Genomic DNA, 13565 nt, shown 5'->3' on the forward strand with positions numbered 1-13565 from the left:
TGTCCGTTGTACAGTCTGTTATAGTTTTGGACCGGCATTTCTGATGGCGTCTGACACCTCATACTTGTCAAAGTTTGCAGTGAATTCAGCAATCAGTTTTTCCAGATACTTTTGATACTCAGCCTGATCCTGCCAGGTTTGCTGCGGATCCAGCAACTTGCTGTCAACACCGGGCACCGCGACAGGAATGTCCAGACCCAGTTGCGACAGACGACGGGTTTCAACACCGTCTAACTGACCTTCGACAATTGCCGTAATAATGGCCCGTGTGGTGGGAATATCGAAACGTTGACCTACGCCATATGGACCACCTGTCCAACCGGTATTGACCAGGTACACCTTACTGTTAAATTCCCGTACCCGCTTCATCAACAGCTCAGCATACACGCTTGCCGGACGGGGGAAGAACGGCGCACCAAAACAGGTGGAAAATGTGGATTCGATGGCTGCCGTTGAGCCGATTTCGGTGGAACCGACTTTGGCGGTATAGCCACTCAAAAAGTGATAAGCCGCTGCTTCATCAGAAAGCACAGAAACAGGCGGTAACACACCACTGACATCACAAGTTAAAAACACCACAGAGCGCGGTTCACCGGCACGATTTTCCGGCTTGCGCTTTTCGATGTGTTGTAACGGATAGGCAGCACGGGAGTTTTGGGTTAACTCAGTGTTGGCATAATCAGGTACGCGGTTTTTATCCAGGTGGACATTTTCTAAAATGGTGCCGAACTTAATGGCATTCCAGATCACCGGCTCTTTTTCTTTAGACAAATCAATACACTTGGCATAACAACCCCCTTCAAGGTTGAATACACTGCCTTTCGCCCAACCGTGTTCATCATCACCGATGAGGAATCTGGCCGGATCTGCGGAAAGGGTTGTTTTACCCGTTCCTGACAAACCAAAGAACAAGGTTACACTGTCATCCGTTCCGACGTTTGCAGAACAGTGCATGGGTAAAATATCGTGCTCCGGCAGCAGGTAGTTTTGCACCGAGAACATGGCTTTTTTCATTTCACCGGCATAGCGCATCCCCGCCAACAACACTTTTTGTTGTTTGAAATTGATCATTACCGCACCGTCACTATTGGTGCCATCAACAGCCGGATCACACTTAAGGCCGGGAACATTGATGATTTGCCACGGTGTTTTCGCGTGTATATTCCACTGCTCTGGCACTATAAATAAATTGCGGGCGAATAGCTGTTGCCAGGCGGTTTCAGTGCGCACTACTACCGGTAAACTAAATTGTTGGTCTGCACCAACTTCCAGATGCGAAGCATAATAGTGCTTCTGTTGTAATAAATACTGCTCTGCCTTGTCCCATAAGGCATCAAAAACGGACTCATCTACCGGTTTATTGACTTTACCCCAATCAATGTTTTGCTCAGTGCTGGACTCTTTTACCAAAAAGCGATCGTTAGGAGAGCGACCAGTGCGTTCCCCGGTTTTTACGACAAAGGCGCCGTTTGCTGCAAACTGACCTTCGCCCGCCAGCATGGCGCGCTCCAGAAGTTCAGATGGAGTTAAGTCGATAAGTTGATTTTTCGGGGATGCCGTCATTTTTTGTTTGCCTCTGAGTAAACTTTCAGGATGAACTACACTTTAAAAACCGGCGCAATTCTACTCAATTCAGGCGCTTAAACAAGTCGCCAGCCCATAGAAGTACCACAGAGCTGACTAAACTTTCATATTTACTGTATTTATATTTCAAATAAGCCTACAAAATAAACCAACCGGAAAACCATAGATTATTGTTTTAAAAGGAGTTAGCGGAGTTGTAACCTGAGCTGAAAGTCTGAATGGCAAATTTCAGAAAAATGGAATGAATAAGTATTTTTTTTAAGGATGTTTGAAAAATTGCGAGATGTTGGGGCGGGTTATGTCAACTTTATGCTACAAACCGCCCAAAACCCGGCGTACTTGATGAATATAGGAACTTACTGAATGGCCTGCGACTGTTCAAAAGTGCCGGCGTGAATAGCCTCCACATCCATCGCATCATAAAGATACTCGGAGTGACAAAACTGGCAATTCATCTTTATCTGGCCCTGCTCTTCAATCAGGCTCAGTAGTTCTTGCTTATCCACGCTTTTCAGGGCAAGTGCACTTTTCAACTTACTACAGGTACATTTGAATTGTACCGGTTGAGGCTCAAACAGGCGTACCGCTTCTTCGTGGAACAAGCGATGCAATACCTGCTCAAAAGGTAACCCGGTCAGTTCTTCTGTTTTCAGGGTTTCCGCCAGTTTAGTCAGATGTTCAAACTCTGCGTTATCTTTATTCACTGAGCTTTCCGCCGAGTCAGGGATCACCTGTAAAAATAAACCAGCAGCTTGTCGGCTGTTGCTATCTACCCTGAGTTCAATATGGGTGGGCAGCTGTTCCGACTGCACAAAATACGCCTCCAGGCATTGCGCTAATGTGGGTTTATCAATGGCCACTATTCCCTGATAACGCTGACCATTTTCCGGCGTTATAGTGATGGTAAAAATACCCCCTTTGAAAATATCCACAAAACCAGGTTGCAGGGGTTCTTCCTGCCAGCGCGCAATGCCGCGCATTTCCTGCCGGTCATTGGCGGTTACCAGCGCATATTTTACGGCGCCATTACCCTGCACCTGCAAACTCACTTCACCTTTGATTTTCAGGGTCGCCACCAACATGGAAGCTGCCACCGCCATTTCTCCTAACACAACCTGCACCGATTCCGGGTACGGTTGTGCGGACAATAAGGCGTCAAAGGTGTCAGATAATCTGACTATCTCACCGCGCACATTGATGTTGTCAAATAAAAATCGTTGTATTTGGTCCATGAAGGGCTCCAATAGCAAACACGTTAGGGCTTTAGTTTAGCTGTGTTTCAGTTTAATAATGTCGCGCCGCTGCTTTTTGTCAGGGCGATGATCCGGTCGCGGACTATGGAACGCGTTGAGTTTTCTGGCTGCAGCATTTTGTGCACGCTTTTCAGCACTCAGTTGGGTTTCCTCGTAAAGTCGTTGCGCCAGTGGTGCCGATAGCCGTTGTTCTGAGACGCGTAAAACAGTAATGATCTTTTCGTCGTAGCCCTGTGGTACTTTAATCAAAGCCCCGGGCTCCACGATTTTGCCCGGCTTCGCTTTGGCCCCGTTATAATGAACCTTCCCGGCATTAATATTGTCTCTGGCAATGCTTCGGGTCTTAAAGAAACGGGCTGCCCATAACCATTTATCCAACCTGACGGCGGCTTCCTGATTGTCCTGATGCTGGGTTTTGTTACTGTTTTTTTGCATAGCTTCCTAATTTAGGGCCTGAGGGTATGAATTCAAGTAAAATATAGGGGTTTATTCAGTCTGTATTTAGACAAGTTGCATAAACTGCTAAAAACACATCATTTTCGGATGACCCGGGTATTAATTTTTTTGTAATTAATCGCAATTAGAGTTGTACGGCTTTAAGCGACTGACTATGATGGTCCCCCGAAATAAAAGCTCAATAAGAATTAAACGCCCTATAAAGAGCCTAAAGCAACGAAATTTTTAAATGGCAACAGCACAGATAACGACAGACCAGCTATGGTCAATTTGGCAAAAGCATCAAAAAACCATTAATTTATTGGTAGTGATCCTGCTCAGTATTTATTTGCTTGCCTATGCGGCTGAGCTTTTCTGGCGTCTTTTTCCTGAACCAGAATCAGATCATTCTCAGGTTGCCGTCACACAGCTCAATAGCAGCAACAGCAAAAAACAACAAACCAACATTGATGCCATTAAACGTCTTAAATTGTTTGGAGACCCAGGCGCAGTAAAAGAAGAAGTTAAACAGGTGGTACAGGATGCCCCTGAAACACAGCTGAATCTGACCCTGACTGGCCTGGTAGCCAGCACTGAAGAACAAGACGGTGCAGCCATTATTGAAAATCGCGGTGAACAAAACACCTATGGTATCGGTGAGAAAGTCGATGGCACCCGGGCGGTAGTCAAAGAAGTGATGCCGGATCGCATCATCATAGACAACGGTGGTCGCATGGAGACCCTGATGCTGGATGGCCATGATTTTAAACAGGCCTCTGCCACAGCAATATCCGCCAGCCAGACACGTCAGGGGCCGGTGAACGCGCCACAAGACAGACTGAGAAAGCCAGCAATACAAACCTTCGACAAAAGTACCGCTGATGCGGCAAGAGCCTTGCGCGAATCTCCCACTAAATTTACTGATTTCATTGCTATCCAGCCTCACCGGGAAGAAGGCAAAATTGCCGGATATAAGGTGAACCCAGGAAAAGATCCGGCGTTGTTTGAAGCTGCCGGTTTACAAGCAAATGATATCCTGACTGAAATTAATGGCCTGGACCTCACCGACATACAACAGTCGATGGAAGCAATGAAAATGCTGCGTTCTGCCGAGTTTTTACAAATTAAGCTGTCCAGAGACGGGGCAGTCACCACACTTGATCTTGAACTACCCGCCTCTGCCGGAAACTAAAAAAGGAAAGACTTATGAGGAAATTTCGTCCGCTGATAAAAGGCCTGCTGGCTGCTTCTATCGCGTCTATGATAGCCCTCAATTCTCCGGCGTTTGCCGCAGAATATTCGCCAAACTTTAAAGGTACAGAAATTACCGAGTTCATTAATATTGTCGGTAAAAACCTGCAAAAGACCATCATAGTCGATCCTAACGTGCGGGGTAAAATCACCGTTCGCAGTTACGATTTGTTAAGCGAAGATCAGTATTATCAGTTTTTCCTGAACGTGCTACAGGTCTACGGTTTTGCGGTGGTGGAAATGCCCAGCGGCGTACTAAAAGTAGTACGGGATAAAGATGCCAAGTCCTCTAACATTCCGGTTGTTGATGGTCAGCTGTTCGACGGCGACGAAATGATCACCCGGGTTGTGCCGGTTTACAGCGTACCGGTAAGAGAATTAGCGCCCATTTTACGACAACTCAACGACCAGGCAGGTGGCGGTAACGTCATCAGTCACGATCCATCAAACGTGATGATGATCACCGGTCGTGCGGCGGTGGTGAATCGCCTCACTGAGATTATTGAACGGGTAGACAAAGCCGGTGACCGGGAAGTTGAAATCGTTAAATTGCGCTTCGCCTCCGCCAGTGAAATGGTGCGCATTTTAGAAAGCATCAACAATTCCCAGGGCAAAGGCACAACGCCGGATAACCTGGAGCCGAAAGTAGTTGCCGATGACCGCACCAACAGCGTTATCGTCAGCGGTGACATTAAAGCCAGAAAGCGCATTATCACCCTGATTAACCGACTGGATAAAGAGCTGGAATCCAACGGTAATACCCGCGTTATTTTCCTCAAGTATGCCAAAGCGGAAGACCTGGTTAACGTATTACAGGGTGTCAGTGCCAGTATTGCTCAGGAAGAACAGGGCACACAAAACAATCGCAACGCCCGTCGCAACTCCTCAAGAGACGTCAGCATCGATGCTCACATGGATTCGAACTCACTGGTTATCACTGCTGAACCAGACATGATGTCATCACTGGAAGAAGTGATTCGCCAGTTGGATGTGCGTCGTGCTCAGGTACAGGTAGAAGCCATTATCGTAGAAGTCTTTGAAGGCGACGGCACAACTCTGGGTATTCAGTGGGCCACAGAAGCCGGCGGCGGTCAGCAATTTACCAATGGGGTTGTCCCCATCGGTTCGTTGGCTGTGGGTTACGATCAGGCTCAGGATAGAACGGTAACAACAACAACGACCAACACTAATACATCAGACCCTCTGAATCCGACTGTAGTTAACAGCACCTCAACTGAGCAGGGCGACCCTTCGTTGTTAGCGAATCTGTTAGGCACAGTAAACGGCTTTTTAGTGGGGGCAGTAGAAGACGACTGGGGCGCAGTACTTCAGGCTGTCAGCACTGATACCAACTCAAACATTCTGGCCACGCCACACCTGACCACGATGGACAATGAAGAAGCCTTCTTTATCGTGGGTCAGGAAGTGCCCATCATTACCGGTTCTTCCACCGGTTCTAATAATGCCAACCCATTCCAGACAGTAGAACGAAAAGAAGTGGGTATTAAACTCAAGGTGACACCGCAAATTAACGAAGGTAACGCCGTGCAGTTAGTCATTGAACAGGAAGTATCCAGCGTCAGTGGTGCCACGTCGGTAGATATCTCTATCAACAAACGTGAGATTAAGACCACCGTGATGGCCGATGATGGCGGCACGATTGTTCTGGGTGGCCTGATTGACGAAGACGTGCAGGAGAGTATTTCGAAAGTGCCACTGCTGGGTGATATCCCTTATCTGGGTAATATTTTTAAATCCACCACCACCAGCAAGCGCAAGCGCAACCTGATGGTGTTTATTCGTCCCACCATCATTCGCGATGGTATTACCATGAATAAGATCAGTCACAAGAAATACAACTTCATTCGCGCAGAACAAATCAAGCGCGAAGAAGAAGGCGTTGCTTTGATGCCATTTACCGATACGCCAACGCTACCGGAATGGAATGACGAACTGGCTCTGCCACCTTCTTTTGAAGAATATTTAAAAGAAAAGAACAAGAAAGATTAATCCATGAGTGAAGAGCTTATTGCGGAACAATTAGAAGCGGAAGAGCAGGCTCTTTCGCCGGAGGAACAGGCGCAACTTCCTTCGCAACTGAGTTTTGGCTTTTCCAAGCGACATCGGGTACTGCTGGACAGCATTGCTGTACCCGCTCAGCTGTACCACACCGCTGACACTGCACTGAGTGCATTTCAGGAAGTACGTCGCTTTTTAGGTGCCCCCTTCGAATTGCAGGAAGTGGATAACGATCGCTTTGAAAAACTGCTTACCGATGCATTCCAGCGCGACACTTCCGCAGCCAAACAACTGATGGAAGACATCGGCAATGAAAGCGACCTGTTTTCGTTAGCCGAAGAGCTACCTGAAACCGAAGATTTGCTGGAAAGCGAAGATGATGCGCCCATTATCAAACTGATTAATGCCATGCTGGGGGAAGCTATCAAAGAAGGCGCGTCCGATATTCACGTCGAAACCTTTGAAACTCAGTTAACGGTGCGCTTTCGGGTGGATGGCGTATTGCGGGAGATCCTCAAACCCAACCGCAAACTGGCTTCTATGCTGGTGTCCCGTATAAAGGTTATGGCCAAGCTGGATATCGCCGAAAAACGGGTACCGCAAGACGGTCGTATTACCTTGCGCATTGCCGGGCGTGCCGTGGATGTGCGGGTCAGTACTATGCCCACCGGACACGGTGAACGCGTGGTACTGCGTTTGTTAGACAAGAACAACGCCCGCCTGAATCTGGAAGATCTGGGTATGACCCAGGCCAACCGGGATAAGTTTTCCGATCTTATTCGCAAACCTCACGGCATCATCCTGGTTACAGGCCCAACAGGTTCCGGTAAGAGTACCACCTTGTATGCCGGTCTTAGCGAAATTAACTCCAAAGATCGCAACATACTGACGGTAGAAGACCCCATCGAATTTGATTTACCCGGGATCGGTCAGACCCAGGTAAACAGCAAAGTAGACATGACCTTCGCCCGTGGCCTGAGAGCGATTTTGCGCCAGGACCCTGATGTGGTGATGGTAGGTGAGATACGTGATCTGGAAACCGCACAAATTGGTGTACAGGCCAGTTTAACCGGCCACCTGGTGATGTCGACCTTGCACACCAATACAGCCGCAGGTGCCATTACTCGTCTGGAAGATATGGGCATAGAGCCGTTTCTGTTGTCTTCCAGTTTATTGGCGGTACTGTCGCAACGCCTGGTGAGAACCTTGTGTGAAGATTGCCGGGTACCACACCATCCTACCAGTCAGGAATTGCACATTTTGGGCATTTCTGAAGAACAGTTAGAACAACATAATGTTTATGCCGCTGGCGGCTGTGTGGCCTGTAATCATACCGGTTACAAAGGAAGAACAGGTATTCATGAATTGTTGCTGGTAGACGAAAACATCCGTGAACTGGTACACAATGGTCACGGTGAACAGGCCATCGAAAAATACATTCGCAAATCCACCCCCAGCATCAGAGAAGATGGTTGCCGCAAAGTATTACAGGGCGCAACGACACTGGAAGAAGTGTTACGCGTAACAAGGGAAGAATAAATGGCGGCCTATTCCTACAAAGCCATTGATGCCAACGGGCGCAATAAAAGCGGTATTCTGGAAGGTGACAACGCCCGCCAGATTCGCTCACAATTGCGGGAAAAAGGGTTAATTCCACTGGAAGTGGAACAAGCCGCAGAAAAGGAACAGAAGCTGTCCAAAGGACTGCAACTGTTTCAGCCCAAAATATCCCCCAGCGATCTCGCTTTGCTAACCCGCCAGTTGGCCACCCTGGTTGAATCGGCGTTACCCCTGGAAGAAGCGTTACTGGCGGTAGCGGAACAATGCGAAAAGCCGCGTCAGAAAAACATGATGATGGCGGTGCGCAGCAAAGTGGTAGAAGGTCACTCACTGGCAGACGCCATGGCTGAATTTCCCTATGTATTCGACCAACTTTTTCGGGCTATGGTGGCAGCAGGGGAAAAATCCGGCCACCTGGATACCGTCCTGAATCGTCTGGCTGACTATACCGAGAAAAAACAACATACCCGCAGCATCATTATTCAGGCCATGGTTTATCCCACTATCATGGTGGTGGTGGCACTGGTGATCGTCACCCTGTTGCTGACCTACGTAGTACCGAAAATTGTCGGTCAGTTTGACACCATGGGTCAGGATCTTCCCGGTGTAACCCAGTTTTTGATCAACCTGAGTGACTGGGTTAAAGCCTATATATTCCACACCATAGGGCTTATTCTGGTGAGCATTATGCTGTTTAAGCACCTGATGAAAAAAGACACCTTCAGGCTGCAGGTTCACCGACGCATGTTGTCTTTTCCGGTGTTTGGCAAGGTGATCAAAGGACTGAATACCAGCCGCTTTGCCAGTACCCTAAGTATTTTAACTGCCAGTGCTGTGCCCATTCTGGAGGGCATGCGTATTTCCGGTCAGGTACTGCTCAACGATTATATTAAAAAGCTGATTTTAGAAGCCGCGGAAATGGTGCAGGAAGGTTCCAGCCTGAAAGTGGCTCTGGGCAAAACCAAAGTATTCCCCCCTATGATGATGCACATGATTGCATCAGGCGAAAAAAGTGGTGAATTACAACAAATGCTTGGCAGAGCCGCCAACAATCAGGACAGGGAGTTTGAAATGCAGGTGAGTGTCGCCCTCAGTATTTTAAGTCCCATGTTGATACTGGTGATGGCGGGCATTGTATTTTTTATCGTAATTGCAATTTTGCTACCTATAGTGTCGCTAAATTCGATTGTGTAACAGGAGTAAGAACATTGAAAAACAAAGGTTTTAGTTTAATCGAAGTCATGGTGGTCATTCTGATCATCGGTATTATGACTGCCATTATTGCCCCGAATATTCTGGGTAATACTGAAGAGGCCAAACTGAAAAAGGCCGCCATTGATATCCAGCAACTGGAAAGTGCACTGGAGATGTATAAATTACGCAATAATGTTTTCCCATCTACAGAGCAAGGGCTGGAAGCTCTGGTCACGGCCTCAAACATTGAGCCGGTACCGCGCAACTTCCCCACTGATGGTTTTATCAAACGTTTACCGCAGGACCCCTGGGGCAATGATTACCAGTTACTGAATCCCGGTGAAATGGGCACCATTGATATTTTCAGCAATGGTCCTGACGGCCAACCAGGCAGCGACGACGATATCGGCAACTGGAACATCAACGATTTCCTGAACTAAGCAACTTATGCAGGCTGCAATCACCTCAATGCGAAAAAACACTAACGGCTTTAGCCTGATTGAGGTGATGGTGGTGCTGTTTATGATTGGCCTGTCAGTCGCTGTTGTGGTGTTGAATTATTCCGGCAGCGACTTCGACAAAGAGCTACAAAAGAAAGCCAGGCGCTTTCAAATAGTGTTCGATATGGCCTCTGATTACGCGGTGCTCAATCAGGTGCAACTGGGTTTGCGAATAGAGCCGGAAAAGAATCAGTATTTTTTCATGTTCCTCAATGACGAAGATAAGTGGCGTCCGATTCAGGGAGAAGACCTCTTCGCAGTGCAGGAATTTGAGCAGGAATATTCGCTGGAGCTGGAACTGGACGACCTCCCCTGGGTACAGGAAGACAGTCTGTTCGATGCCGATATTTTTGATGAAGAATTATCAGTCTCAGAAGAAAGTACTGAAATTGGCAAAGAAGAAGAGCAGGAACCTGAGCCACCTCAGGTATTTATTTTCTCCAGCGGTGACTTTACGCCCTTTAGCCTGATATTTAAATTTGAACCACAGTTTGGCGATGCCTTTCCGGTGTATTTCCGGGTAAACGGTGAAGAGTACACGCCACTGATTGTTGAAGGCCCGTTGGACTCACTATGAACAACAAAGGCTTAACACTGCTGGAAGTGATGGTGGCACTGTTTATTTTTGCCCTAACCGCGACTTCAATCATGAAAGCGGCCAGTGAACACATTCGCGGCATCAGTACCCTGGAAGATATGACCATGGCCACCTGGGTTGCCAATAACGAACTCAACAAGTTAGTCACCGAACGTCGCTGGCCGCCAGAGAACAACCTCAAAGGCAACACCGAACTGGCTGGCAGAACCTGGTATTATCAATACCTGGTGTCCGAAACCCAGGATAAAGAGTTTCGTCAGGTAGAAGTCGTGGTGGCCCAGGACCAGCAAATGGAATCGGTGATCACCTCAGTTATTACCTATATTGCCAACCCCTCACCGGCACCTGTGGGGTAGCCCGGTGCGTAATCACTCTGGTTTTACCTTACTGGAAATCCTCATCGCCTTGTTTGTATTTACACTCATTGGGCTGGCCTCCCACAGCGTGTTGAACACCGTGCTGGACACAGACCAGTTATCCGGCGAGCGGTTTGATAAATTGCGGGATTTGCAGCGGGCAATGACCATTATTGAACGCGATCTGCAACAAGCGGTTGAGCGGAAAATCAGAATTGAAGGTGAATCCAGCGATATCGTTATAAGTGGTGGACTCAATGCCTTTGAAAGTGATGCTGACGGCCTGGCATTTGTCAGAGCCGGTTGGGCAAACCCAAAGCTGGTGCTACCAAGAAGCACGCTGCAAACCGTCGGGTATCGCCTGCAGGGTGACGAATTACAGCGGGTGTACAGCAACTATGTGGATAATGTCATAGGTGCAGAGCCCAAAGTACGGGTACTACTGCAAGACATAGAAGATCTGCAGTTCCAGTTTCGGATATCCAGAGAAAAAGCCAGTGACGATAACAATAATCAATGGCAGGACACCTATACCGGCTCACAACTCCCCTACGCCATCACGATCGAAATTGTCAGCACCGAGTTTGGTTTAATCCGCCGGGAATTTTCACTGGCCACCGGACTGGGGGTCCCTTAATGAATCGGCAAAAAGGCGTCGCTTTAATCGTGGTTTTACTGGTGGTAGCCCTGGTTTCTATCAGCGCCGCTGATATGGGCTCACGCCTGCAGTTACAGGTTAAGCGCAGCATCAGCCTGAAGGACAATAACCAGGCCTTTTGGTACGCCGTCGCAGCAGAGCAGTTTGCACAAAAAACTCTGGCTCAACTGATTCTGGAAGGCAATGATACTATTCATATTAACGAACCGTGGGCACAACAGGATATTCAGTTCCCTGTAGAAGGTGGCATGATTGAAGCCACACTGGAAGATCTGCAATCCTGCTTTAACCTCAACGCGCTGCAGGACCAGTCCGGTAACAGCTCAGGTAATAACAATCAAACAGAAATTCGCAATGCCTTTTTAAACCTGCTCAATACCCAGGCGTTTAATATCCCGTCGCTGAACCAGGAAACCCTGCGGGACTCTCTGGTGGACTGGCTGGACGATGACAGTATATTGAGCGGTAATTACGGCGCAGAGGATTCAGATTACGAATCTTTGCTGCATCCCTATCTGGCAGCCAATAGCCTGATGGCCTCCAAGTCTGAACTGCGCCTGGTAAAAGGGGTGGAAATGGCCTGGTTACACAAAATTATGCCGCTGGTGTGCGTGATCCCGGGAGAGACCGCCCTGAAGCTTAATGTCAATACGCTGACGGCTGAAAAAGCACCACTGTTGGCCGCTATGACCGGTTTAGATGTGTCCACTGCAGAAAGCGTTATTAGCGGTATCCCTTTTGCCGACAAAAACGCTTTTTTAGCGGATCCGGCAGTGAATAACATGAACCTGACGGACCAACAAAAAGAGCTGTTTGACGTGACAACGCGATTTTTTATACTGCACGTTAAAACTACGTATAATAACGCCACATTTAAAATGTCATCAGTTTTCAAAGTGGCATCAGATAACAGTGTACACCTAGTCAGACGCGAGTTTGGAGGAAAACTTTAATGGAAAAACTGGTCATTCGCCTGCCGGGCATGCCAGACAGTCAGATCAACTGGTTAGTCTGGTCTGCCGACGAACAAGAGATCATCGCCTCGGGTGTGCTGGATAACCTGGAGCAGATTTCCTCTTTGCCAGAGCGCACCGGTAAAGATGAAGCCATTCTGATTGTGCCAGGTAGTGAGATCACCCTGAAAACCGTTACTTTACCGGGTAAAGCCAGCCGCAAATTACTCAGCGCAGTTCCCTTTATGCTGGAAGATGAGTTGTCACAGGACGTTGAAAAGCTGTTTTTCGCCTGGCATAAACAAACCGAAAAAGCCCAACAGGTGGCCATAGTCAGCAAAGCCAAAATGCAATACTGGCTGGATACTTTGCAAGATGCCGGATTACACTGCGACAAAATCGTACCGGATACCCTGTGCCTGCCAGTTCCCGAAGAAAACTGGCATGCCTTATCGCTGGGAGATGAGGTGATCATTCGTCAGGCCGAGTGGCAAGGTATCACAGGAGAAGCTCACTGGTTGTCAGCAGCCATTGAACTATTTGCCAAAAAACAAGAACAGAAAGTCTCAATAGAATTCAGTAGTGACCCCACCCTACACAACCTGGCTAATATCGAGATAACCTATCAGGCGGGTCCGTTGCCTATGCAAACCTTGGCACAGCAGGCGGTTGCCAGCTCGTTCAATTTACGGCAGGAACAGTACAAAGCCAAAAAACGCGGCAAAAAAACCACCAGCCAATGGCGCCTGGCGGCCGTTTTGGCCGGCGTTGCCATACTAACCACCTTTGTAGACAAAGGCATTCAGGCCACCCAACTGAGCAATCAAAATGACGCCCTGAAGGAGCAAATAGAGGCCGAATTTAAGCGCGCATTTCCAGAAACCCGTCGCATTGTGAATGTCAGAAGCCAGATGAAACAAAAAATGGACGCGTTGGATCAAAATAGCAGCGGAGTTTCCATGTTGGCGATGATGTCGGTGCTGGAGCAGGCCTTTGCCAGTAGTCAAATCAAGCCACAAACAATGCGCTTTGATCGCAGTCGCTCTGAGATCCGCATGCAGGCTGTCGCCGACGGTTACGAATCATTAGAAACCTTCAAACGTCTGGCCGAACAGCAGGGATTTACCGTGGAACAAGGTGCCATAAACAACCGTGATGATCAGGTTGTTGGTTCTTTGGCCATCAGAAGTTAACGGGCCAGAAT

Annotated in this window: 13 protein-coding genes; 10 read left to right on the forward strand and 3 right to left on the reverse strand. The window is 48.1% G+C overall.

All coding sequences use genetic code 11. The features are described 5' to 3' along the window. Positions 1 to 18 precede the first annotated feature (18 nt). From AC0J20_RS05220 to hslR, 3 genes are all read right to left on the reverse strand, one after another. Positions 19 to 1563, reverse strand: a complete 1545-nt coding sequence (locus tag AC0J20_RS05220; RefSeq protein ID WP_473020894.1) for a phosphoenolpyruvate carboxykinase — start codon at positions 1561 to 1563, stop codon at positions 19 to 21. Between the two features lie 377 nt (positions 1564 to 1940). Beyond that, the gene (gene hslO, locus AC0J20_RS05225) at positions 1941 to 2816 is read right to left on the reverse strand and encodes an Hsp33 family molecular chaperone HslO (RefSeq protein WP_473020895.1); all 876 of its coding nucleotides are present in this window, start codon (positions 2814 to 2816) and stop codon (positions 1941 to 1943) included. Between the two features lie 36 nt (positions 2817 to 2852). Next, entirely contained in the window at positions 2853 to 3272 is a 420-nt protein-coding gene (gene hslR / locus AC0J20_RS05230; RefSeq protein WP_229529745.1) for a ribosome-associated heat shock protein Hsp15, read from the reverse strand. A gap of 250 nt (positions 3273 to 3522) precedes the next feature. On the opposite strand from hslR, the gene gspC reads away from it, so the two are divergent. From gspC to gspL, 10 genes are all read left to right on the forward strand, one after another. Next, positions 3523 to 4464: a type II secretion system protein GspC gene (gspC, locus tag AC0J20_RS05235; RefSeq protein WP_473020896.1), complete on the forward strand. Its 942-nt coding sequence runs from the start codon at positions 3523 to 3525 to the stop codon at positions 4462 to 4464. Between the two features lie 68 nt (positions 4465 to 4532). Then, entirely contained in the window at positions 4533 to 6533 is a 2001-nt protein-coding gene (gene gspD, locus AC0J20_RS05240; protein ID WP_473020952.1) for a type II secretion system secretin GspD, read from the forward strand. Between the two features lie 3 nt (positions 6534 to 6536). Beyond that, the gene (gene gspE, locus AC0J20_RS05245) at positions 6537 to 8081 is read left to right on the forward strand and encodes a type II secretion system ATPase GspE (protein WP_229529743.1); all 1545 of its coding nucleotides are present in this window, start codon (positions 6537 to 6539) and stop codon (positions 8079 to 8081) included. Next, positions 8082 to 9296, forward strand: a complete 1215-nt coding sequence (gene gspF / locus AC0J20_RS05250; protein WP_473020897.1) for a type II secretion system inner membrane protein GspF — start codon at positions 8082 to 8084, stop codon at positions 9294 to 9296. Between the two features lie 14 nt (positions 9297 to 9310). Next, complete coding sequence (gene gspG / locus AC0J20_RS05255; protein ID WP_267498292.1) at positions 9311 to 9736, forward strand: type II secretion system major pseudopilin GspG; 426 nt, start codon at positions 9311 to 9313, stop codon at positions 9734 to 9736. A 28-nt stretch (positions 9737 to 9764) separates the two neighbouring features. Beyond that, entirely contained in the window at positions 9765 to 10373 is a 609-nt protein-coding gene (gspH, locus tag AC0J20_RS05260) for a type II secretion system minor pseudopilin GspH (protein WP_473020898.1), read from the forward strand. Further along, the gene (gene gspI / locus AC0J20_RS05265; protein WP_473020899.1) at positions 10370 to 10750 is read left to right on the forward strand and encodes a type II secretion system minor pseudopilin GspI; all 381 of its coding nucleotides are present in this window, start codon (positions 10370 to 10372) and stop codon (positions 10748 to 10750) included. Before gspH ends, gspI begins: the two co-directional genes overlap by 4 nt. Before the next feature lie 4 nt (positions 10751 to 10754). Continuing rightward, positions 10755 to 11387, forward strand: a complete 633-nt coding sequence (gene gspJ / locus AC0J20_RS05270; protein ID WP_473020900.1) for a type II secretion system minor pseudopilin GspJ — start codon at positions 10755 to 10757, stop codon at positions 11385 to 11387. Then, a complete protein-coding gene (gene gspK, locus AC0J20_RS05275; RefSeq protein WP_473020901.1) occupies positions 11387 to 12361 on the forward strand; it encodes a type II secretion system minor pseudopilin GspK in 975 nt (324 codons plus the stop codon). Before gspJ ends, gspK begins: the two co-directional genes overlap by 1 nt. Further along, a complete protein-coding gene (gene gspL / locus AC0J20_RS05280; RefSeq protein ID WP_473020902.1) occupies positions 12361 to 13554 on the forward strand; it encodes a type II secretion system protein GspL in 1194 nt (397 codons plus the stop codon). Before gspK ends, gspL begins: the two co-directional genes overlap by 1 nt. Positions 13555 to 13565 lie beyond the last annotated feature (11 nt).

This window comes from Planctobacterium sp. R6, from assembly GCF_055755215.1.

Coding starts and splice junctions, on each gene's coding strand:
- hslR (WP_229529745.1), bottom strand. CDS start 3,272: ATGCAAAAAAACAGTAACAAAACCCAGCATCAGGACAATCAGGAAGCC.
- gspF (WP_473020897.1), top strand. CDS start 8,082: ATGGCGGCCTATTCCTACAAAGCCATTGATGCCAACGGGCGCAATAAA.
- gspH (WP_473020898.1), top strand. CDS start 9,765: ATGCGAAAAAACACTAACGGCTTTAGCCTGATTGAGGTGATGGTGGTG.
- gspI (WP_473020899.1), top strand. CDS start 10,370: ATGAACAACAAAGGCTTAACACTGCTGGAAGTGATGGTGGCACTGTTT.
- gspE (WP_229529743.1), top strand. CDS start 6,537: ATGAGTGAAGAGCTTATTGCGGAACAATTAGAAGCGGAAGAGCAGGCT.
- AC0J20_RS05220 (WP_473020894.1), bottom strand. CDS start 1,563: ATGACGGCATCCCCGAAAAATCAACTTATCGACTTAACTCCATCTGAA.
- gspC (WP_473020896.1), top strand. CDS start 3,523: ATGGCAACAGCACAGATAACGACAGACCAGCTATGGTCAATTTGGCAA.
- gspL (WP_473020902.1), top strand. CDS start 12,361: ATGGAAAAACTGGTCATTCGCCTGCCGGGCATGCCAGACAGTCAGATC.
- hslO (WP_473020895.1), bottom strand. CDS start 2,816: ATGGACCAAATACAACGATTTTTATTTGACAACATCAATGTGCGCGGT.
- gspD (WP_473020952.1), top strand. CDS start 4,533: ATGATAGCCCTCAATTCTCCGGCGTTTGCCGCAGAATATTCGCCAAAC.
- gspK (WP_473020901.1), top strand. CDS start 11,387: ATGAATCGGCAAAAAGGCGTCGCTTTAATCGTGGTTTTACTGGTGGTA.